Source organism: Mammaliicoccus lentus (assembly GCF_002902755.1).
Taxonomy (GTDB): domain Bacteria; phylum Bacillota; class Bacilli; order Staphylococcales; family Staphylococcaceae; genus Mammaliicoccus; species Mammaliicoccus lentus.
Genome location: NZ_PPRS01000001.1, coordinates 1 through 22,487, shown reverse-complemented (window position 1 = coordinate 22,487; position 22,487 = coordinate 1). Strand labels below are relative to the sequence as shown.

The window sequence follows — 22,487 nt, the reverse complement described above, 5'->3', positions numbered from 1 at the left end:
GGAGTTTATTTTCGAACTTTTTTACATACTCTAATGTTCATTTAATTTATTGCGTCTTTTTATTAATTGTACTGTGATGATAGACGTTATAGGAATAGCGATACTGACTGCTATACCACCTAATAATATTGAAATGATTTCAGCTGCAAATATTTTAGCGTTTATAATTTCTCCAAATGTATAATTTAATTTTCCAAACCAAAAGAACAATGTAATTTGTCCGCCTATATAAGCAAAATATATTGTGTTTGTTGTTGTTGATAATATATCTCTACCTATAGTAAGTCCAGATTTAAAGAGTTGTTTTAAAGATATATTTGGTTGTGCTTCATATAGCTCGTACATAGGAGAACTGATAGAAATTGTTAAATCTATTACAGCTGCAATTACAGCTAAAACGATGGTAAAGACCATTAATTGTGCATAGTTAATACCGATATTCATCGAAAAGATATAAGTTTCATCTTGTTCTTCTTCTGTGAAACCTTGCAACATAGATATATCTACAATAAAGTATATTAATCCTATGAGAATGAGCGTTGTTATTATTGTAGCTAAAAATGCTGATTGTGTTTTTGTATTATATTCATTGATATAGAACAAATTGATGCATGCTATTAATAAACAAAAGATGATAAGCACGATAAAGATTGGTGCTTTATAGATAATAAGTAATATTGCGATAAATAATGTGAATATGTTTAAGAATAATGTTATAAATGAACGGAATCCTGTTTTGCCTCCAACTAAAATCATTAAAATGAGAAGGATAACAGCTAAAATGAAAGTAGTATCCATTATTTAGCCTCCTCTCTCTGCATAAATAACATCACGATAAAAATCGTAATAGGAATCGTGATGACAATACCTATCCCGCCCATCAAAGCTCTTGAAATTTCAAGGGACCAATTCATCGATAGTGTATACGTTACAGTATTGTTGTTTTTAAAATAAAGTATAACCATTGGGATACTTCCGGATAAATATGCAAAGAATAGTATGTTGGTCATTGTACCCATAATATCTTTACCTATATTGATACCAGATTGCTTTAACCGCTTCATAGATATTGTAGGATGTTGCGCCTTTATTTCATATAACGAACTTGTGAGTGTGATGGCAACATCCATAACGGCTCCTAAAGAACCGATTAAGATGGAAGCTAAGAATATTTGTGTTGGTTGAATTGTTAAAAAGCTCATCGTTTCATATTTGATGCCATTGCTGTTTGTTAAAGTCATAATCAGTTGAGAAATTCCTATACTGATAAAAGTGCCGAGCAATGTTGAAAGAATTGCAACGAATGTCTTTTTTGAAAAACCACTGACTAAAAGTAACGAAATGATAGTAGAAAAAATAACGGTTATAGCCATTAAAATAAAGAAATGCTGATTATCATTTTTCATGAAATAATTAATCATTATTAAAATGACAGATACATTTATAAACAACGAGATAATTGAATAAAGGCCAGATTTTCTACCAACCATGAGTAAAGTGAATAAAAATAATCCGGTCATAAACACGACAGACGTATCTCGTTTTAAGCCTTTAATAATTGCAGAGCTTTCTTCACCAGTGTATGAGATGAGAACTTCATCACCTTTACGGTACTTTTCAGAGTCAGTAAGTGAGTCTGTGTATTTATGAGGTACGGTTAATGTTTTGCCTTTATATTTTCCATTAACAATTTTTAATTTTATGTTTTCGGTATGTACGATATCTTTGTTTTTATTTTGGTCAACTGTATTTTTACTTTTTTGATCCGTAATATTTGTGATGTGGCCAATAGGTGTCTTATAAAATTGCGCGTTATATTTTGTGAAGATTAAAGCCCCTATTAATAATACGATGAAAGCTAATATCGCTATATTGAAAGGTTTCTTTAAACTCGTTTTGAATTGCTGTTTCATATCATTGCACCATCACTTTTAATTTGTATTGAATAACGTATAGTATACGTATGAAAAAATGTGAATTCAAACTATTTCCATGTTTGTTCTATTGGTAATGTATCACGCTTTCTCGCTCTCGAAATATAAGGATGCCCCGCAACAGTAAATCTTAAATGTTTTTCTGTCCATTCACCTTTGTTAGGTACGCCAATGCGAGCAGATGTATCGATGTTTTTAGGGTACTTTCGATTCATCGTATCGATTTTAAGACTGCCCGCTCCAATTTTTGTGCCATCTAGTGATTTAGATATTTGCATAGCTTGTGTGAATTTCCCAGGTCCATTTGTAAGTTCCACACCCGTCTTGTGATTACGGTTGATTTCCATTTGTTCTATGCCATTTTCAGGTTCTATAGCTCTTAATAACACACCTTGAGGTTCACCTTCAGTTTGTGTAACGAAGTTGATGAGCAACTGTTTGTGCATACTATGAGCATAAATTGTGCCACCTTCACAATATAGCGATTTGACACTCTTTGTATTTTTCCCGTTAAAGGAATGTGCAGCTTGATCGTGAATACCTACATATGCCTCTGTTTCTACAATATAACCTGTGTAAGTTAAGTCTTCAGTTTCATGAATCAGTCTTACCCCTAGTAAGTCCTGAGCAATCTCTTCGGTTGTTCTATTAATAAAGTCCATTGATTTAATTACCTCCTAATGATAAGTCGTTTGTCTATGAAGTAAAGTCTGAGCAAAATTGACGAATGCATTTAATTGCGCATGTTGGTTGTTCTGTTGATAGACGATATAAATTGTTCTTTTCAGTTCTGTGTGCGTAAGAGGTATTTTAACAAGGTGTTCATCCTCTATACCACCACTTAAATAATCAGCGATAATTAAAACACCTTTCTCAGCTAGTAGTGTTTGTTTTAATAAAGTTGGATTTGAAATTCGATATACTTTTTGTGAAGCATGCTTCCTTATAAGTTGTGCGATTTGATCCGGCAGTGTGTTGTAATAATAAATATATTGATGACTGAGTTGAGACAATGGTGGTTTCGGGTTCATAGATAAATCATTGTTGTTATGAACATATAAATTATAAGTTTCTTCAAACAAAGTGTTTTTAATAGTGTTTTTATTATTCATCATTTTAGGTGTTAGTTCACAAAGTGCGATGTCTATTTGATGAGCGTTTAGAGCTTCTTCAATTTCTATAGGTGTCATAAGCATCGGTCTTATTTCTATATTATGTTCTTGTTCAAACGATTTAATAATTGCAGGTAAGGCTTGTGCAACATAGCTTTCAGTATAAGCTAGTCTAATAGCTCTCTTATCAGTCTGGTCTTGATGAATAAATAATTCAGTAGTTTCTTCTACTAAATCTAAAATTTGATTCGCGTAAGATAGTAGTAATTCACCACGTTCAGTTAATTTTACATTTCTACCTTCTCTTAAAAATAAAACTGTATTGAGTTCTTTTTCTAAATTTGCAATTTGTCTGCTAATAGCTGATTGAGCAATTTCTAATTCTAATGCAGCTTCTGAAATGTGTTCCCGTTGTGCGACTTCTCTAAAATATATTAACTGTTTAATTTCCACGCTTTCCACCTCTTAAATTTATATTATCTAATTTTTAGATATATTTCATCTATTTTATATATTGTTAAGATAAGTCACATTAAAGTATGATGTTAACTATAAATTAGAGAAGATTCTGAAATTTTAAATTCGAGGTGATGTAGTATGTCATTAAAAAAAGATAGAAGACGACTTGGCCTATATGATTCAGCAGATGAGCATGATGCTTGTGGAATTGGTTTTTACGCCAATATGGATAATAAAAGGTCACATGATATTGTACTGAAATCAATTGAAATGCTTTGCAGATTAGATCATAGAGGTGGAGTTGGCGCTGATGGTATTACTGGCGATGGTGCTGGTATTATGACAGAAGTCCCTCACCTCTATTTTAAACAGAAGCTAAAGTTAAAATTACCATCTGAAGAACATTATGCAGTAGGGATGTTTTTTACAGATGAAAAGATTGCGGGTAGTATTCACGAAAAAAAGTTCAATGCTTTCTTTGAAGAAGAAGGCTTAAAAGTTATAACGTATCGAGACGTACCAGTAGATACTTCTGTATTAACTGATCATGTTGCAGAAACAATGCCAGCAATACAACAAGTTTTTGTTGAAAATAAAACGAGCGAACATTTTGATCGTTCGTTATTTATTGCTCGTAAACAAATTGAACGTTATGGTGAAGAGCAAAATTTAGATTTATACTTTGCAAGTTTATCTAGAAGAACGATTGTATATAAAGGTTGGTTGCGATCGGATCAAATTAAAGGATTATATGTCGATTTATTAGATGATGCATATGAATCAAAATTCGGTTCAGTTCATTCAAGATTTAGTACGAATACATTTCCGAGTTGGAAAAGAGCTCACCCTAATAGATTATTGATGCATAATGGTGAAATCAATACGATTAAAGGTAATGTGAATTGGATGAGAGCGCGCCAAGATAAATTAATAGAAACGATTTTTGGAGATGTTAAAGATAAAATTGGAGAAGTTTTAGACGAATCTGGTAGTGATTCTTCTATTGTAGATAATGCGCTTGAATTTTTAAGTTTAAGTATCCCACCAGAGCAAGCGGCTATGTTACTTATACCTGAACCATGGTTATACAACGAAACACAAGACCCTAAAATTAGAGCTTTCTACGAATATTACAGTTATTTGATGGAACCATGGGACGGACCAACGATGATTAGTTTTTGTGACGGTGATAAATTAGGAGCATTAACAGATAGAAATGGATTAAGACCAGGTCGATACACAATTACTGACTCAAATGAAATTATTTTCTCATCTGAAGTTGGAGTAATTGATGTTGATGAAGAGCATGTTCTATATAAAGGTCAATTAAACCCAGGAAAATTATTACTTGTTGATTTTAAAGAAAATAAAGTTATTGAAAATAACGAATTGAAACAAAGAATAGCAAGCGAATATCCTTATGAAGAATGGGTACGTCAACAAGATTTAAATATTAACGACGTCATAGCGACACCATCAAGAACAAGTCAAGATCAATTATTCCAATTACAAAGAAGGTTTGGTTATACAAAAGAAGAAATCAATAAATATATGACGGAGTTAGTTAGTGAGCGAAAAGACCCGATTGGTGCTATGGGATTTGATACACCAGTTGCAGTATTGAGTACACAACCTGAATCATTATTTAATTATTTTAAACAACACTTCGCACAAGTTACCAATCCACCAATTGATTCATATCGAGAAAAAATTGTAACGAGTGAAATGGTTTATTTAGGCAAAGAAGGTAATCTATTAGAACCCCATCAAGATAATACGAAACGTATACAGCTAAATCATCCTGTATTGTCTAAAGCACAACTTCAAAAAATCCAAAATAGTACTTATCAGACAAAATTTATTTCTACGGTATATGAAACATCGCTTGAAGATGCTTTAGACGAACTATCGCATAAAGTTTCACAAGCTGTAGCAAATGGTGCAGAAATAATAGTACTAGAAGATGAGTCGGTAAATGATTTAGAAAACCAATTTGCTATGCCGATGTTATTAGCAGTTAGTCATATTCATCAAAGTTTAATTAGAACTGGTCAGCGACTTGATACAAGTATCATTGCATATTCAGGTGAATGTCGAGAAGTCCATCATTTAGCTACTTTAATTGGATATGGCGCTAATGCAGTTGTTCCATATTTAGCACAGTATACAATAGAAGACTTAACAGAAACGGGTAGACTAACAGGTACTGTAGAGCAGAATATCGATGCGTATAGTCAAACGTTGTCAGCAGGATTGATTAAAGTAATGGCTAAGATGGGTATCTCGACTGTTCAAAGTTACCAAGGCGCTCAAATATTTGAAGCGATAGGTTTAGGCCAAGATGTGATCGATAAGTACTTTACAGGTACACCGTCTAAACTATCTGGGATTTCAATTGAAACGATAGACCAAGAAAATAAAGCGAGACAATCTGAAAATATTAAATATTTAAATTCTGGAAGTACGTTCCAATGGAGACTACAAGGTGACTATCATGCCTTTAACCCTAAAACTATTCATTTATTACAACATGCGTGTAGAGAAAATGATTACAAGATGTTTAAAGAATATTCAGAAGCGGCTGATAGTGAAAGAATGACTCATTTAAGAAACTTGCTTGAATTCAAAGAGAAAAAAGCAATCGATTTAAAAGAAGTAGAATCAGCAGATCAAATTGTAACAAGATTTAAAACAGGGGCAATGAGTTTTGGTTCAATATCTGAAGAAGCACATCAAACATTAGCAGAAGCAATGAACCGTATTGGTGGTCGTAGTAACAGTGGTGAAGGTGGAGAAAATCCAGAGCGTTACATCGTGAAACCGGATGGTACAAATTATATGAGTGCTATTAAACAAGTTGCATCTGGTAGGTTTGGTGTTACAAGCGATTACTTGCAACATTCTAAAGAAATTCAAATTAAGGTAGCGCAAGGTGCTAAACCAGGTGAAGGCGGACAATTGCCAGGCACTAAAGTTTATCCTTGGGTAGCTGAAGTTCGTGGTTCAACGCCTGGTGTAGGATTAATATCACCGCCGCCACATCATGATATTTATTCAATTGAAGATTTAGCACAGCTAATCCATGATTTAAAAAATGCAAATCGCAAATCAGATATTAGTGTGAAACTTGTTTCAAAATCAGGTGTAGGAACAATTGCTGCAGGTGTAGCAAAAGCTCATGCAGATAAAATTGTTATTAGTGGCTATGACGGCGGTACTGGTGCTTCACCTAAGACAAGTATTCAACATGCAGGTCTACCATGGGAAATCGGTTTATCGGAAACACATCAAACACTTATGTTAAATGGTTTACGTTCCCGTGTCACATTAGAAACAGACGGAAAATTAATGACTGGCCGCGATGTTGCATTAGCATGTGCATTAGGCGCTGAAGAATTTGCTTTCGCCACGGCACCGTTAGTAGTCCTTGGCTGTATTATGATGAGAGTTTGTCATAAAGATACGTGTCCAGTAGGGATTGCTACACAAAATGGAGAATTAAGAAAACTATTTACTGGAAAAGCAGACCATATAGTAAACTTTATGTATTTTATTGCCGAGGAAATAAGAGAAATTTTAGCTTCATTAGGCCTTAAGTCTATGGATGAGTTAGTAGGTCGAACAGATTTATTAGAAGTTTCGGAACGCTACTACACACACCCTAAAGCGAAAGAGCTAGATTTAGAGGCATTACTATTTGTTATCGAAGGAGATAAACATCGCATTATGGATCAAGATCACCAACTTGATAAAGGTTTTGATTTGTCTAAACTTTATGATGATGCTAAAGCTTCTATTGATTATGGTGAGAAATTTGTTGGAAGCTATAATATTAGAAATATTGAGCGTAATGTTGGTGTGATAACTGGTAGTTATATTACGGAAGTACATGGAGAACCTGGACTCCCAGAAGATACGATTTATGTCAAAACGTTTAAACATGCAGGACAAAGTTATGGTGCATTCACGCCTAAAGGTATGACTTTACATCATACTGGCGATGCGAATGACTATTTCGGAAAAGGGTTATCAGGCGCTAAACTTATTTTAAAGGCTCCAAACGAAGCAAGAGAAAATAATATTATTGTTGGTAATGTATGTTTTTATGGTGCAACGAGCGGTACAGCATACATTAATGGACGAGCTGGTGAACGTTTTTGCGTTAGAAATAGTGGTGTAAATGTGGTTGTAGAAGGCGTGGGTGACCATGGTCTAGAATACATGACTGGTGGACGTGTCGTGATTTTAGGTGATGTTGGACGTAACTTCGGTCAAGGTATGAGTGGTGGCGTGTGTTACGTTGCTCCATCTGACATAGATGCATTTAAAAGAACAAACGCACTTGACACGCTAGAATTTGAAACGTTAAAAGATAAAAGTGAAATTACTAATTTGAAATTAATGCTAGAGGATCATGTTAAATATACAGATAGTAAAAAGGCGAAAATCATGTTAGAAGATTTTGATTTAATCGCGGAGAAAGTTGTAAAAGTCATTCCCAAAGACTATAAATTGATGATGCAGAAAATTTCACAGTATAAACTAGAAAATGAAGAAGATGCACTGTTAAATGCGTTCTTTGATGATCGTAAATCTATAGGTGATGAAGAAGAATTAGCTTCTGTTTATTAAGAAGGAGGGCATAATATGGGTGAATTTAAAGGTTTTATGAAGTATCCTAAAAAGCAATTGGATGAGTTATCTTTAAAAGATAGAATTAATGGATATGAACCGTTCCAACAAAGATTTACTACAGAAGATGCTTCGACACAAGGCGCACGTTGTATGGACTGTGGAACGCCTTTTTGTCAAACAGGTTCATCATTTGGGAGAGATACGATAGGTTGTCCAATAGGTAATTATATTCCGGAATGGAATGACTTAGTATATAGAAAAGATTTCGAAGAAGCTTTTGAAAGATTGTCTGAAACTAATAACTTTCCTGAATTTACCGGACGTGTTTGTCCAGCGCCTTGTGAGTCATCTTGTGTGTTAGCAATAAATAATGATTCAGTAGCGATTAAAGGTATAGAACGTACAATTATAGATGAAGCATACGATATGGGGATCGTTAAACCGAAAGTTCCAAATACACGTTTAGAAGAAAAAGTCGCTATTATCGGAAGTGGACCTGCAGGCTTAACTGCAGCAGAAGAGTTAAATTTATTAGGGTATCAAGTCACGGTATATGAACGTAATCATAGACCAGGAGGACTATTAATGTATGGTATTCCAAGTATGAAATTGGATAAATCAGTTATTGAGCGCCGTATTAAATTGATGGAAGAAGCAGGTATTGTTTTTAAGACCGACATTAATGTAGGGAAAGACATCACGAAAGAAGAACTTAATGAGCAATATGATGCTATTATCGTTTGTACAGGGGCTCAAAAAGGTAGAGACTTACAATTAGAAGGACGTATGAGTTTTGGTATTCATTTCGCAATGGAATATTTAACTGAACAAACACAACTACAAATGGGAGAAATTGAAGAACCAACAATAACGGCAAAAGGGAAAAATGTGATTGTAATTGGCGCGGGAGATACTGGTGCAGATTGTGTGGCAACTGCACTAAGAGATGATTGTAAATCAGTAGTCCAATTTAATAAATATGTACGATTAACTGATAAAATGGAACAAAACACTGCGTGGCCATTACCAATGCCTATATTTAAACTAGATTATGCGCATAAAGAATATCGTGAAAAATTTGGATTTGAACCGAGAGCTTATGGTATTCAAACAATGAGGTATGATGTAGACGAAAACGGTAATATTAGAGGTCTATATACACAAGTATTAAAAGAAACAGATGACGGTATGGTTATAGTAGAAGGTACAGAACGTCATTGGCCCGCAGATTTAGTATTACTTTCAATAGGATTTGAAGGTACAGAACATTTAGTTCCTCATTCATTTAACTTGAATACTGATCGTAATAAAATCGTAGCTAATGAAAGAGACTTTAAAACAAATCAAGATAAAATATTTGTTGCAGGAGATGCTAGAAAAGGTCAAAGTTTAGTTGTTTGGGCAATTAAAGAAGGACGTGCAGTAGCAAAAGCAGTAGATAAGGCGTTAAAGGAAAAAATTACAATATAAATTATTGAAATATTATTGACATCAGTCTTGGCTTGGTATAAGATAAATATTGTCTTATTTGGAGGAATACCCAAGTCCGGCTGAAGGGATCGGTCTTGAAAACCGACAGGGGCTTAACGGCTCGCGGGGGTTCGAATCCCTCTTCCTCCGCCATTATTATTAAATATCCAAGACTATTATATAAACAAGCACTACCTACTTTTGTAGGTAGTGCTTTTTGTTTTGTACAAATGTTTTATAATTTTGTTATAATATAAGAATATTCTGACAAAAAGGGGTGTTTTAATGAAAGCGAAGAGATTAAAAAAGGGAGATACAATCGGTGTTGTTGCTTTAGCAAGCCCTCCGAACCAAGAACATTTAAAAATTGGCTTGGGACGTTTGGAAGAGCGATATGATATTCATTTTAAATTAGCGGAAAATATACATGATACTTATGGTCATCTAGCGGGAACAGATGAAGTAAGACTAAAAAGTTTGCATGATATGTTAATGGATGATGAAGTAAAGGGCATCATATGTGCATGTGGAGGATATGGAACACCGCGTATTGTTGAACAAATTGATTTTAATCTTGTTAAAAAACACCCAAAAATTATATGGGGCTATAGTGATATAACTTGCTTACATAATGCCATTAGACAAGAAACTGGGTTAGTAACATTTCAAGGGCCAATGATCTCTTCTGATATTGGAGAGAATTATCATGATATTTCCATTAATAGCTTTGAACAATTGTTTGAAGGTAAAGATTTAAATTACCCTGTAGAACAGTTAAGATTTAAACCATTTGTGAGTGGTCGTGTAGAAGGAGAGATAGTAGGGGGATGTTTATCGCTTTTAGTATCTAGTATAGGTACACCTTATGAAATTGATACAAAGGATAAAATACTTTTCTTAGAAGATGTAGGAGAAGAACCATATAAAGTAGATGGTTTTTTACAACAATTAAAATCTGCTGGAAAGCTAGACGATGCAATTGGATTTATAATTGGTCCATTTACTAATAGTAAACCTAAAAAGCCAGAGAAATCATTAAAAATGGAAGAAGTATTACAGCATTTTATAGGCAGTTTAAATAAGCCTACTGTAAATGAAGTGGATATAGGCCATTGCACACCACATTTTGGCATTCCATTTGGGACTAAAGCAATATTAAATGTAGATAAAAAGGTTTTGCAAATTGAGTCTGGTGTTTATTAATGCAAAGGGGGATGGGTATGTTTATTACTGATATTAAATACTATAGATATAAAACGCCTTTGAAAAAGCCTTTTAAGACAGCTCTTAGAACTGTTGATGTTATAGAAAGTATTTATGTATTTATTGAAACGAATCATAAAGAGATGGTTGGTGTTGGTGAAGCAGTACCAACGTATGTTATTACGGGAGATACAAAAGGTGGAATAGAAGCAGCTATAGAAGAGGTTTTTAAACCATTGCTGATCAATAGGCCATTATCTATTGGTTTATTGGATGAAATGGACGAAGCCTTAGTAGGAAACTCTAGTGCAAAGGCAGCAATAGATATCGCTCTATATGATTTGCTTGCACAAGAAGCGAAGTCTCCTCTGTATGAATACTTAAATAATGACCCGGGAAATAAATCATTAGAAACTTGTTATACAGTAAGTTTAAATGAAGCAGATGAAATGGTTAAAGATGCTTTTAGATACATACAAGAAGGATATACTCACTTAAAAATAAAAGTCGGAAAAGATAGTGTTGAAACAGACTTAAATAGATTAAAAGCTTTAAGAGCTGCCTTACCTAAAGATACAACGCTTAGTGTAGATGCTAATCAGGCTTGGAATGAAAAGGGAGCAGAACAAGCTTTAAAACATTTTGATGAAGCGTCATTAAATATTGAAAGTATAGAACAGCCGGTTAATAGAAATGAATTTTCAGTATTAGGTAAATTAACAAAAGATTATCAAATTCCACTAATGGTAGATGAAAGCTTATTTAGTGTCCATGATGCTAAACGATTAGTTGAGGTTGGAGCGATTAATCTCTGGAATATTAAACTTATGAAAACAGGTGGCATTCATCAAGCGCGTAAAATACATGAAATAGCTAACGAATATGATATTACTTGTATGGTCGGTTGTATGATGGAAACGCATGTTTCAGTAACTGCAGCGTTACACTTTAGTTTAGCTGCCAATAAAGTAACACGAGTGGATTTCGATGCGCCTCTTATGGTTTCTAATCGTGAAGTAGTAGGTGGTATAGCTTATAATGGTTCGAAAGTGACGGCGCCAAAAGGTTATGGTTTAGGAATTGATAGAAAATCTTTACTTAAGAAGGTGAGTGTATGATCAAGTATTGCAGAGTAAACGTTGGCACAATTTGGAGAGATACAGATAAAGCACGAGATATAGATCGTGATGGTATTATGTACCCAGCTGATATCCAACGATGGTTGTTGGAACTTAATTTAGAAGAAAAACTATCATTTACTGAAGACAGTCGAATAGACACACAGGTACTGTATGGTGAAGCGGTTGAAGTATTGGAAGAGCAAGACGGATGGAGTTATGTTATCTGTTTAGAACAACCATCCAAACAACATGATAAAGGTTATCTAGGATTTATACCTTCTAGCCAACTAGGCGATATGAATATCAAAGCATCCAATCAGCGCATGCGCGTCAAAGTGCCAAAAACTACATTGTTCAATACAGATTTCACAACTAAACAAATTTTATCATTTAATACAGTATTGCCTGTCTTAAAATTAGATCAACAATTTATCGAAGTAGAGACACCAGAAGGTATCGGACTTATTGATGGCAAAGATATTGAACTGAGTGATGAATTTGGCGCATTTAAACAAGGTTCAATGCAAGGCGTTATAGATAATGCTAAATTATTTATTGATTTACCTTATTTATGGGGAGGTATGTCTAGTTATGGTTATGACTGCTCTGGATTATGTTTCCACATGTATAAAAGCCAGAATTTCAATATACCTCGAGATGCAGATGAACAATATGAAGCTATGACGGATATTCCTTTAGATGAACATTCTTTAAAGCCAGGAGACTTACTATTTTTCAGTAAGCCTGAAGATAAAGGTTTTCTTTCCCATGTAGGTATTTACATGGGTGAAGATATGATGATTCATGCACCGCATACACCTAGAAGTATTGAAATTGTTAAACTAACAGGTAGTTATTATCAAAAAATCTTAGTAAAAGCAGCTAGGCTATCAACATTTTAATATAGATTGAATCATATAAGACCCGAAATCGTGAGAGAATTTTATCGCTTTTTCGGGATTTTCTGTGTTAGAAAGAAAACTATAATAATAATACTTTTCTTTAAATTGTATAATGCCTACATCGTTTGCTACATGGTCGTATTCTCCAGTTTTTGAATAATAAATCAATTGATCTTCATAAAATGATTTAAAGATAGAAACTTTATCATTTAAGTGTTGATGACGCATAATTTCTAACATATCATCTCCATTTGCATGTTGAGTGATATATCGAAGCATGTTAATCATATCTTCAGAAGTTGTATAATTTTGTTTACCTTGGTCTATCGCCTCAGCATCCATCATTAATCGGTTTAATTCAGTGTTTTTACAATTCAAAGTTTGTTGTATAAACAAATTGATATGTTGTTGGCCGAAGTAATTAATTAATATATTTGTTGCTGTATTATCAGATACGACAATCATTAATTGAATAAGGTCGTTAACGCTTAAGTACGGGATATCCAATGTTTGTAATACTCCGCTCCCACTCACTTTATGTTCTATTTTTAAATTTTCTTGTCTTTCTTCTTTATTTAACTTCGAAAAAATATAAATCATAATCGGAATTTTGATTAAACTTGCTGATTCGAATATTTTCTTTTCGTTGTGATTTGTTAAAAATGTCTCATTCTCGGAAGCAAATTCTAATGAAACGTTATCGTGTTCCATATATTCATGTGTTAAAAATGACATAATTTATACCTCCTTTATTCAATCATACTACAGAATAAAAGTAATATTAATTGAAAGCCTTTACATACTTGTATATACAAGTTATAATTCAAGTAATAAAAAACAGGGGGAGTGAGTTCAATGTCTGTAAATAGAGAAGAAGTGAAACAGATTATTGATGCTATAGGTGGTAAAGACAACGTAGATGCAGCCACACATTGTGTTACCCGCTTAAGATTAGTGTTAAATGATGAAAGTAAAGTTAATAAAGAAGCTTTAGACAACATCGATTTAGTGAAAGGGTCTTTTGCAGCAAATAATCAATTTCAAATCGTTATTGGTCAAGGCACAGTTGACGAAGCTTATAAAATTTTCCAAGAAGAAACGGGAATTGGAGAAAGCTCTAAAGATGAAGTGAAGAAAGTTTCGGAACAAAAAATGAATCCTTTGCAAAGATTAATTAAATTGCTCGGTGATGTATTTATTCCTATTTTACCTGCAATCGTTACTGCAGGTTTATTGATGGGGTTAAATAATGTGTTAACAGCTGAAGATTTATTTGGTCCTAAATCTTTAGTAGACCAGTATTCATGGTTAGCTGATTTTGCAAACATGATTAACGTTATTGCGAGTACAGCATTTATCTTCTTACCTGCCCTTATTGGTTGGTCAGCTATGAGAGTGTTTGGAGGTAGTCCAATATTAGGATTAGTATTAGGACTTGTACTTGTTCATCCTCAGTTAGCTTCTCAATATGATCTTGGTGGCGGTAAATCAGATGAAATTCCAGTATGGCATATGTTTGGTTTAGAAATTAAACAATTGAACTATCAAGGTCAAGTGTTGCCGGTATTAATAGCAACATGGGTACTATCTGTAATTGAAAAATTCTTAGCTAAACGCGTGCATGATTCAATCAAAATGTTAGTCGTTGGTCCGGTCGCTTTATTAATAACTGGATTCTTATCATTTATTATTATAGGACCTTTAGCATTAGAACTTGGTACACTTATTACGAATGGTATTAAAGGAATATTTGATAGCGCAGGTTGGTTAGGTGGCGCAGTATATGGTCTGTTCTATGCTCCGCTTGTTATTACAGGTTTACATCATATGTTCTTAGCAGTAGACTTCCAACTGATGGGAAGTAGTATAGGCGGTACTTATTTATGGCCAATCTTAGCTATATCTAATATCTGTCAAGGTTCAGCGGCATTTGGTGCTTGGTTGATTTATAGAAAGCGTAAAATGGCAAAAGAACAAGGTTTAGCAATGACTTCAGGAATATCATCTTTCTTAGGTGTTACTGAACCAGCTATGTTTGGTGTCAATTTACCATTGAAATACCCGTTTATAGCCTCTATCGTTTCATCTTGTTTACTAGGTGCGTTTATTGGCGCAAACGGCGTATTAGGAAAAGTTGGTGTTGGTGGTGTGCCGGCAATTATTTCTATAACACGTGAATATTGGGGTGTATATATTATCGCTACATTAATAGCTATGGTGTTACCAGCTATTTTAACAGTGGTATTCTCAAGATTTGCTAAAGAACAAGCGAAAGAAATGGTGCAAGAATAATATTATTAAATAAAGGAGTTCATAAACATGGCGGTTTCAGATTGGAAAAAATCAGTAGTATACCAAATATATCCGAAATCATTTAACGACACGACTGGCAATGGTCAAGGGGATATAAACGGGGTTATCGAAAAATTGCCTTATTTACAAAAGTTAGGTGTAGATTATGTATGGTTAACACCTATTTATGAATCGCCAATGAATGATAACGGATATGATATTAGTGATTATTATGCAATCAATCCTGATTTTGGTACGAAAGAAGATATTGAAAAGTTACTTACTGAAGCACATAAACTTGGCATTAAAGTAATGCTGGATATTGTGATTAATCATACGTCTACGTCACATCATTGGTTTGTTGAATCTAGAAAGTCTAAAGATAATCCGTATAGAGATTATTATATTTGGAAAGAAGGTACTAAAGATGAGCCGCCAACAAACTGGGAATCTAAATTTGGTGGTAACGCTTGGGAGTACGATGAACAAACTGAAAGTTATTATTTAAGATTATTCGACGTCTCTCAAGCTGATTTAAATTGGGAAAATGACCAATTGAAAGAAGAAATCTATGAAATGATAAATTATTGGATTGATTTCGGCGTAGATGGTTTTAGATTTGATGTTATTAACTTAATTTCTAAAGGTGCTTTTGAAGATTCAGAGGAAATCGGTAAAGAATTTTATACGGACGGGCCAAAAGTTCATGAATATTTACATGAATTGAACCGAAAAACTTTTGGAAATAAAGATATTATGACTGTAGGAGAAATGTCTTCTACTACAATAGAGAACTGTATAAAATACACCAACCCTGAAAGACAAGAATTAAATAGTGTATTTAATTTCCATCATTTAAAAGTAGATTATAAAAATGGTGAGAAATGGTCTGATATGAAATTTGATTTTATAGAATTAAAACGTATTCTGATGGATTGGCAAGTTAATATTGCTAAAGGTAATGGATGGAACGCTATTTTCTGGTGTAATCATGATCAACCGAGAGTTGTGACAAGGTTTGGTAATGATGAAACAGAAGCTAACAGAGTTAAATCAGCTAAAATGCTTGCTATATCACTTCATATGTTGCAAGGAACACCTTATATCTATCAAGGTGAAGAGATAGGTATGACTGATCCTAAGTTTACATCAATCGATCAATATCGAGATATTGAAACATTAAACGCATATCGTAGTCTAAGGAATCAAGGCTTGGATGAAGATACGATTATGAAAGTTATTGGACAAAAATCTCGTGATAATTCACGTACACCTGTTCAATGGACAGATGAGGAAAATGCCGGTTTTACAACAGGCACGCCTTGGATAGGCATACCGGATAACTATAGAGAAATTAATGTGGAAGCGGCGATTAAAGATAAGAATTCAATCTTCTACACTTATCAGCGGTTAATTGATATTCGTCATAAACATGATATTATAACGTATGGAGATGTAGAACCACTATATATGGATCATCCAGACTTGTTTATTTACAAAAGAAAGTTAGATAATGAAGAGTGGTTGATTGTAGCTAACTATACAAATGATAAGGTTGAAATACCTGAGGATATTGATATGGAAGGCGAATTGATAGTGGCTAATAATGATTTAAATGGCAATATGCTAGAGCCTTTTGATGCATTTGTTGTTAATTTAAAAAGCATTTAACTATGAAGTTTTGAAGGTATAGAGGTGAAACAATGAATAAGTATATGAAAATCTATCAGTCAATTTGTAAAAAAATTATAAATGGTGAATATGCACACTTACAACAATTACCTTCAGAAAATGAATTAACAAAGATATATTCAACTTCGAGAGAAACAGTAAGAAAAGCATTAAATCTTCTACAAGAAAAAGGTTATATACAAAAGTTACGTGGAAAAGGTTCAGTTGTTATATATGAAGGAATTATTCAATTTCCAATATCTGAAATGATCAGTTTCCAAGAAATTAATAATAGACTAGGTCTTGACTATGAAACGGTAGTTGAAGTATTTGAAGTTATCAATGCTGAAGACGAGCCAATTGTTCAACACGCTTTAGAATTGAATAATCACGATAAGCTATGGCACGTAATTCGAACAAGACAAAAAAATAATAAAGTTCATATCATGGATGAGGATTACTTTGTTTGCAAAGTGATACCCAAACTTTCAAAAGAAGTAGCGTCTCATTCGATTTATCAATATATTGAAAATGAAATGAATGTAGAAATAAGCTATTCAAATAAATCTATTACTTTTGAAAAAATGACAGAGAAAGAAGAACGATATTTTGGACATTTAGATCCTTTATATACAGCTACAGTTAGAGGTATTGTTCATTTGAGTAATGCTGAAAGATTTCAATATAATATCTCTAGACATATTGCGACAGAATTCAAATTTGTCGATTTTTCTAGAAGGGTTTTGAATAAACCTGTAATAGATCAATAGTTTTTTCTTGCCAAGTATAATGGTTTTGTTGTACTATATAAAGTGCCGTGCTAAGTGGGGAGGTAGCGGTTCCCTGTACTTGAAATCCGCTTTAGCAAGACTGAATTCCTTTGCCGCGGACATATTATTGTGAGGTCTGCCCTCAGCACGTGGTGTCTGAAGACGTCGGTCCTATGCAATACAAACCCATGAATCATGTCAGGTCCGGAAGGAAGCAGCATTAAGTGGATCATTGTATGTGCCGTAGGGTTGCCGAAGTTTAGCTAACGACTGAGGTAACGCTTGTGATGTTTGTTCCAAGCAAAGGTGCACGGTATATTTTTTATTCAACTAAACATATTATATATAAATCAAAAAAGGGTGACCTCGGTCACCCTTTTTCTTATATCAGGAGGATATAGTATATATGACGCAATTATATATCGGAACGATTATAGAATCTGAATATGAATTAGCGAAAGAAGTAGTGAAAAAAGCTTTTTTAAATACTGATTATGTAAATGCGAAAGAACATGAATTAATAGGTAGAATTAGAAAATCTCCACATTATAATGCCGAGTTAGAAGTAGTTGCCAAGACAGAAGGCGGAAAAATACTAGGGCATGCGATGATGACAGAAGTAACAGTCGATTCAGAAGAAGATAGTAATACAGTTCTAACTTTAGCGGCAGTATCAGTTTTACCAGAAGTCCAAAATAAAGGGATTGGTAAAGCTTTAATTGAAGCTTTAGAGTATCGAGCTTATGAAAATGGTTATATTGGTGTTGTCGTCATGGGAGATGAAACATATTATCGCGAACTAGGTTATAGAAATGCAGCGGAATTTGACATTTATCCTTCATTTGAAATTAAGAACGAAGATTTTATGTTCAAATATTTATGGGACCATCCTAACAAAGAAGTACGAGGTATAGTTCATTTTCCAGAAGAATTTCGATGATTTATATTAAGAAGAAATATTGATTCGTGATATAATAGTTGTTATGAAGAATTAAACTTGGAGGTGCCATTTTGAATTATCAAGCTTTGTATCGGATGTACCGACCACAATCATTTTCAGATGTTGTTGGTCAAAAGCATGTAACGAAAACATTAAGAAATGCTATCCAAAAAGGAAAGCAATCGCATGCTTATTTATTTAATGGCCCACGTGGAACAGGAAAGACAAGTATTGCTAAAATATTTGCTAAAGCAATTAACTGCACAGTAAATACAAATGGTGAACCTTGCAATGAGTGTGCAATTTGTAAAGGTATCACACAAGGGACTAACTCAGATGTTATTGAGATAGACGCAGCGAGTAATAATGGCGTAGATGAAATTCGTAACATTAGAGATAAAGTTAAGTATGCACCTAGCGAATCTAAGTTCAAAGTATATATTATTGATGAAGTTCATATGTTAACTACTGGAGCTTTTAATGCGCTTTTAAAAACACTTGAAGAACCACCTAGTCATGCTATTTTTATATTAGCAACAACAGAACCTCACAAAATTCCACCAACTATTATTTCAAGATGTCAAAGGTTTGATTTTAAAGCAATCAATTCTGGAGAAATTGAAGATAGACTTGCATTCGTAGCTGATCAACAAGAGATTACTTATGAACAGGAAGCATTAGCATTTATTGCTCAAGTGTCTGAAGGTGGCATGAGAGATGCTTTAAGTATTATGGATCAAGCGATTGCCTTTGGAGACGGTCATTTATCACATGAACACGCGTTGAATGTTACGGGCAGTGTGGACAAAGCAGCTTTAAATGCTCTGTTTCAAGATATCGTTGCTAAAGATATCAAGCAAGCATTTATGAGATATCATGAGTTTATATCTAGTGGTAAAGAAGTTAATAGACTTGTTAATGATATGATTTACTTTATTAGAGATGCTATTGTAGCAAAGACTACTGACCGAGAAGATGAAGAACATGCTTTAAACCAAATCGATTTAAATACAATGTACAAAATGATTGATTGTATAAATGATACACTTGTTTCTATGCGTTTTGCGATTAATCAACAAGTTCATATTGAAATATTGATTGTGAAATTAACAGAACTGGTTACACGTAATCGTCAACAAGAAACACAACAAGAGCAACCTAACCAAAATATTTCTAGCGATGTAGAGAATAAAATTAAACAATTAGAAGCTCAAATCACGCAACTCTCTCAAAACGGTGTACAACCAAAAGCGAAACCTGTTGAAAACAAACAAGGTGTTGCAAGGAAACAATCGAAACATGTATTCTCAATACGTCAAATTGAACGTGTATTAGATCATGCAAATAGAGATGATTTGAATTTATTAAAAGAAAAATGGCAAGCAGTTATTGAATCAGTTAAGCAGAAAGATCAACGAGCGTTAGTCAGCTTGTTATTAAATTCAGAACCAGTAGCTGCAAGTGAAGATCACGTGCTTGTTAAATTTGATGAAGACATTCATTGCGAAATCGTAAATAAGAACGATGAGAAAAGAGAACATATCGAATCTATAGTCTGTGAAATAGTGAATAAGACAGTTAAAGTAGTGGGTGTTCCTAATTCTCAATGGCTACAAGTAAGGCAACAATATATTCAATCAAAGAAAGCAAATTCAACCGAAACTAAAAATGAACCAGAACAAGAGAACAAAGAAGAAGCGGATATTGTTAAGAAAGCTCAAGAATTATTCGGCGAAGATACTGTTCATGTAACAGATGAGTAATACATGACATAGACTTCAAAGGTATGTATAATAAATATGACAAAAATTAATTTTCTATAATAATTATAATAGATATTAGGAGGACAAAATTATGCGCGGTGGCGGAAATATGCAACAAATGATGAAACAAATGCAAAAAATGCAAAAGAAAATGGCTGAAGAACAAGAAAAATTAAAAGAAGAAAAAATTGAAGGAACAGCTGGTGGCGGAATGGTTACAGTTGTTGTTTCAGGACACAAAGAAATCTTAGATGTTGTTATTAAAGAGGATGTAGTAGATCCTGAAGATATCGAAATGTTACAAGACTTAGTTTTAGCTGCAACAAATGATGCTTTGACTAAAGCTGATGAAGTAACTGCTGATCGTTTAGGTAAACATACAAAAGGTCTTAACATCCCTGGAATGATGTAATGATGTTTTATCCAGAACCTATATCGAAATTGATTGATAGTTTCATGAAATTGCCAGGTATTGGTCCAAAGACTGCACAGCGATTAGCGTTTCATGTATTAGATATGAAAGAAGATGACGTTGTTCCGTTTGCAAAAGCACTTGTTGATGTAAAACGAGAATTAACATATTGTGAAACATGTGGCCATATAACAGATGTTTCGCCTTGCCAAATATGCCAAGACAAACAAAGAGATCACTCAGTTATATGTGTTGTTCAAGATTCTAAAGATGTTATCGCGATGGAAAAAATGCGCGAGTATAATGGTATGTACCATGTACTTCACGGTGCGATATCTCCAATGGAAGGAATTGGACCAGAGGACATTAATATACCATCATTGCTAGAGCGTCTGAAAAGTGATGAAGTAAAGGAAATCATTTTAGCGACAAACCCTAATATAGAAGGCGAGTCCACTGCAATGTATATTTCTAGGCTTGTTAAACCAATAGGCATAAAGACAACGAGATTAGCTCACGGTTTACCGGTCGGCGGTGATTTAGAATATGCAGATGAAGTGACACTTTCTAAAGCTATTACTGGCAGAACTGAAATTTAAAGAATTATTTTGCAACCTGTTTACAAATATGTAGCAGGTTGCTTTTGTTCAATTATATGATTAGAAAAGAGTGTAAATATGATAAAAGACACAGGTTTAATCTTAGAAGGCGGCGGCATGAGAAGTATGTATACAGCTGGTGTCTTAGACTTTTTTATAAAAGAAGATATATATTTTGAATATAACATCGGCGTTTCTGCTGGTGCTTCTATGGCTGCTAGTTATATTTCTAGACAGTTTAGGCGTAATCATCGTGTGACAGCTAAATACATTAAAGATAAAAGATATCTTTCTTTATCTAACTATATAAAGAGGAAAGAATTATTTGGGATGGATTTTGTCTATCACTATATTCCAACTTATTTAGAACCGTTTGATTTTGAAAAGTTTGATCAAGCTGAAGAGAAGTTCGTAGTTGTTACAACAGATTGCGAAACGGGTGAAGCAGTTTACTTTGATAAAAATGATACAAAGGGTAGTTTATTAACTGCATTAGAAGCAACAAGTTCTCTACCATTGATGGCTAACCCTGTTCAATATAAAGGACACACGCTTTTAGATGGTGGTATTGTTGATCCTATTCCTATTAAGAAATCTATTGAAGAAGGATATACTAAAAACGTTCTTATATTAACAAGACCAAAAGGATATAGAAAAACACCTAGTAGGTTTTCTAAAGTATTTAGAATGAAGGCTTATCCTAAAGTTAATCATTTAATGGAATTAAGATATAAACATTACAACAAAACATTAGATTGGATTGAAGAGGAAGAAGATAAAGGAAATATCTTTGTAATAAGACCAACTAACACACTAGCAGTAGATAGAGTAGAGAAAGATCCAAGGAAATTAGATGCTTTATATAGAGAAGGATACGCAGATGCAGAAAAAATCTATAAAGATTTAAAAGAATATGTAGAGAAATAATCATATTAGGGTACATTAAGTGTTTTGGTGTAATTTTGATGCTTGAGAAAGGGTTGTATAGCCTGTATAGTTATATCTTGTGAGCGAGAGATATTGAAAACATCAAAACACTTCAAAAATTAATTTTAAAAAGTTGTTGACTTCACCAAATGAAGCGTGTATAATTATTTCTTGTGATGCAAAATGAACATTGAAAACTGAATGACAATATGTCAACGTTAATTCCAATAATTTGAGTACTGAAAGTACTTCAAAGAGTGATTGGCTTAACCAATCA

Annotated in this window: 18 protein-coding genes, 1 tRNA gene and 1 other RNA gene; 15 read left to right on the top strand and 5 right to left on the bottom strand. The window is 33.6% G+C overall.

Features of this window, described 5'->3' with window-relative positions:
* Positions 1–30: 30 nt before the first annotated feature.
* From CD135_RS00100 to gltC, 4 genes are all read right to left on the bottom strand, one after another.
* On the bottom strand, positions 31–798 hold the full coding sequence (locus CD135_RS00100; protein WP_017000867.1) for a YibE/F family protein: 768 nt from the start codon (positions 796–798) through the stop codon (positions 31–33).
* Positions 798–1,913, bottom strand: a complete 1,116-nt coding sequence (locus CD135_RS00095) for a YibE/F family protein (protein WP_017000868.1) — start codon at positions 1,911–1,913, stop codon at positions 798–800. The genes CD135_RS00100 and CD135_RS00095 overlap by 1 nt, the downstream gene beginning before the upstream one ends.
* A 71-nt stretch (positions 1,914–1,984) precedes the next feature.
* Positions 1,985–2,596 carry a DNA-3-methyladenine glycosylase gene (locus tag CD135_RS00090; protein WP_064204267.1) on the bottom strand — a complete coding sequence of 204 codons (612 nt, stop codon included), beginning with the start codon at positions 2,594–2,596 and terminating at the stop codon, positions 1,985–1,987.
* 15 nt (positions 2,597–2,611) lie between these two features.
* Positions 2,612–3,499 (bottom strand): glutamate biosynthesis transcriptional regulator GltC, encoded by an 888-nt coding sequence (gltC, locus tag CD135_RS00085; protein WP_103268542.1) that lies wholly within the window; start codon positions 3,497–3,499, stop codon positions 2,612–2,614.
* 144 nt (positions 3,500–3,643) lie between these two features.
* Between gltC and gltB the strand changes: the two genes are divergently transcribed.
* The 6 genes from gltB (at position 3,644) to CD135_RS00055 (ending at position 12,836) form a co-directional block, all read left to right on the top strand.
* Complete coding sequence (gene gltB, locus CD135_RS00080) at positions 3,644–8,137, top strand: glutamate synthase large subunit (RefSeq protein ID WP_103268541.1); 4,494 nt, start codon at positions 3,644–3,646, stop codon at positions 8,135–8,137.
* A gap of 15 nt (positions 8,138–8,152) precedes the next feature.
* The gene (locus CD135_RS00075; protein ID WP_064211300.1) at positions 8,153–9,610 is read left to right on the top strand and encodes a glutamate synthase subunit beta; all 1,458 of its coding nucleotides are present in this window, start codon (positions 8,153–8,155) and stop codon (positions 9,608–9,610) included.
* A 60-nt stretch (positions 9,611–9,670) separates the two neighbouring features.
* A tRNA-Ser gene (locus tag CD135_RS00070) sits at positions 9,671–9,763 on the top strand.
* Positions 9,764–9,895: 132 nt separating this feature from the next.
* Positions 9,896–10,813, top strand: coding sequence for a S66 peptidase family protein (locus tag CD135_RS00065; protein ID WP_103268540.1), 918 nt, complete (start codon positions 9,896–9,898; stop codon positions 10,811–10,813).
* 17 nt (positions 10,814–10,830) lie between these two features.
* A complete protein-coding gene (locus tag CD135_RS00060) occupies positions 10,831–11,931 on the top strand; it encodes a dipeptide epimerase (RefSeq protein WP_103268539.1) in 1,101 nt (366 codons plus the stop codon).
* Entirely contained in the window at positions 11,928–12,836 is a 909-nt protein-coding gene (locus CD135_RS00055; RefSeq protein WP_017000875.1) for a C40 family peptidase, read from the top strand. The genes CD135_RS00060 and CD135_RS00055 overlap by 4 nt, the downstream gene beginning before the upstream one ends.
* Here CD135_RS00055 and CD135_RS00050 read toward each other — a convergent pair.
* Positions 12,825–13,571, bottom strand: a complete 747-nt coding sequence (locus tag CD135_RS00050; RefSeq protein WP_103268538.1) for a serine hydrolase — start codon at positions 13,569–13,571, stop codon at positions 12,825–12,827. The genes CD135_RS00055 and CD135_RS00050 overlap by 12 nt on opposite strands.
* A gap of 120 nt (positions 13,572–13,691) precedes the next feature.
* On the opposite strand from CD135_RS00050, the gene treP reads away from it, so the two are divergent.
* From treP to CD135_RS00005, 9 genes are all read left to right on the top strand, one after another.
* Positions 13,692–15,128: a PTS system trehalose-specific EIIBC component gene (treP, locus tag CD135_RS00045; protein WP_103268537.1), complete on the top strand. Its 1,437-nt coding sequence runs from the start codon at positions 13,692–13,694 to the stop codon at positions 15,126–15,128.
* Positions 15,129–15,155: 27 nt separating this feature from the next.
* Positions 15,156–16,799 (top strand): alpha,alpha-phosphotrehalase, encoded by a 1,644-nt coding sequence (treC, locus tag CD135_RS00040; protein ID WP_103268536.1) that lies wholly within the window; start codon positions 15,156–15,158, stop codon positions 16,797–16,799.
* A gap of 32 nt (positions 16,800–16,831) precedes the next feature.
* A complete protein-coding gene (gene treR / locus CD135_RS00035; RefSeq protein WP_017000879.1) occupies positions 16,832–17,569 on the top strand; it encodes a trehalose operon repressor in 738 nt (245 codons plus the stop codon).
* A 45-nt stretch (positions 17,570–17,614) separates the two neighbouring features.
* An RNA gene (ffs, locus tag CD135_RS00030) (signal recognition particle sRNA large type) lies at positions 17,615–17,883 on the top strand.
* Positions 17,884–17,975: 92 nt separating this feature from the next.
* Positions 17,976–18,509 carry a GNAT family N-acetyltransferase gene (locus CD135_RS00025; RefSeq protein ID WP_103268535.1) on the top strand — a complete coding sequence of 178 codons (534 nt, stop codon included), beginning with the start codon at positions 17,976–17,978 and terminating at the stop codon, positions 18,507–18,509.
* Positions 18,510–18,580: 71 nt separating this feature from the next.
* Entirely contained in the window at positions 18,581–20,272 is a 1,692-nt protein-coding gene (dnaX, locus tag CD135_RS00020) for a DNA polymerase III subunit gamma/tau (protein ID WP_103268534.1), read from the top strand.
* Positions 20,273–20,363: 91 nt separating this feature from the next.
* Positions 20,364–20,684: a YbaB/EbfC family nucleoid-associated protein gene (locus CD135_RS00015; protein WP_017000882.1), complete on the top strand. Its 321-nt coding sequence runs from the start codon at positions 20,364–20,366 to the stop codon at positions 20,682–20,684.
* 2 nt (positions 20,685–20,686) lie between these two features.
* A complete protein-coding gene (recR, locus tag CD135_RS00010; RefSeq protein ID WP_026023728.1) occupies positions 20,687–21,283 on the top strand; it encodes a recombination mediator RecR in 597 nt (198 codons plus the stop codon).
* Positions 21,284–21,361: 78 nt separating this feature from the next.
* The gene (locus CD135_RS00005) at positions 21,362–22,210 is read left to right on the top strand and encodes a patatin-like phospholipase family protein (protein ID WP_017000884.1); all 849 of its coding nucleotides are present in this window, start codon (positions 21,362–21,364) and stop codon (positions 22,208–22,210) included.
* Positions 22,211–22,487: the final 277 nt, after the last annotated feature.

Excerpts from the sequence above, each read along its gene's own strand:
- treP (WP_103268537.1), top strand. The coding sequence starts at position 13,692 with ATGTCTGTAAATAGAGAAGAAGTGAAACAGATTATTGATGCTATAGGT.
- CD135_RS00060 (WP_103268539.1), top strand. The coding sequence starts at position 10,831 with ATGTTTATTACTGATATTAAATACTATAGATATAAAACGCCTTTGAAA.
- CD135_RS00015 (WP_017000882.1), top strand. The coding sequence starts at position 20,364 with ATGCGCGGTGGCGGAAATATGCAACAAATGATGAAACAAATGCAAAAA.
- treR (WP_017000879.1), top strand. The coding sequence starts at position 16,832 with ATGAATAAGTATATGAAAATCTATCAGTCAATTTGTAAAAAAATTATA.
- CD135_RS00075 (WP_064211300.1), top strand. The coding sequence starts at position 8,153 with ATGGGTGAATTTAAAGGTTTTATGAAGTATCCTAAAAAGCAATTGGAT.
- treC (WP_103268536.1), top strand. The coding sequence starts at position 15,156 with ATGGCGGTTTCAGATTGGAAAAAATCAGTAGTATACCAAATATATCCG.
- CD135_RS00055 (WP_017000875.1), top strand. The coding sequence starts at position 11,928 with ATGATCAAGTATTGCAGAGTAAACGTTGGCACAATTTGGAGAGATACA.
- CD135_RS00065 (WP_103268540.1), top strand. The coding sequence starts at position 9,896 with ATGAAAGCGAAGAGATTAAAAAAGGGAGATACAATCGGTGTTGTTGCT.
- CD135_RS00100 (WP_017000867.1), bottom strand. The coding sequence starts at position 798 with ATGGATACTACTTTCATTTTAGCTGTTATCCTTCTCATTTTAATGATT.
- CD135_RS00050 (WP_103268538.1), bottom strand. The coding sequence starts at position 13,571 with ATGTCATTTTTAACACATGAATATATGGAACACGATAACGTTTCATTA.
- CD135_RS00025 (WP_103268535.1), top strand. The coding sequence starts at position 17,976 with ATGACGCAATTATATATCGGAACGATTATAGAATCTGAATATGAATTA.
- CD135_RS00005 (WP_017000884.1), top strand. The coding sequence starts at position 21,362 with ATGATAAAAGACACAGGTTTAATCTTAGAAGGCGGCGGCATGAGAAGT.
- recR (WP_026023728.1), top strand. The coding sequence starts at position 20,687 with ATGTTTTATCCAGAACCTATATCGAAATTGATTGATAGTTTCATGAAA.
- CD135_RS00090 (WP_064204267.1), bottom strand. The coding sequence starts at position 2,596 with ATGGACTTTATTAATAGAACAACCGAAGAGATTGCTCAGGACTTACTA.
- gltB (WP_103268541.1), top strand. The coding sequence starts at position 3,644 with ATGTCATTAAAAAAAGATAGAAGACGACTTGGCCTATATGATTCAGCA.
- CD135_RS00095 (WP_017000868.1), bottom strand. The coding sequence starts at position 1,913 with ATGAAACAGCAATTCAAAACGAGTTTAAAGAAACCTTTCAATATAGCG.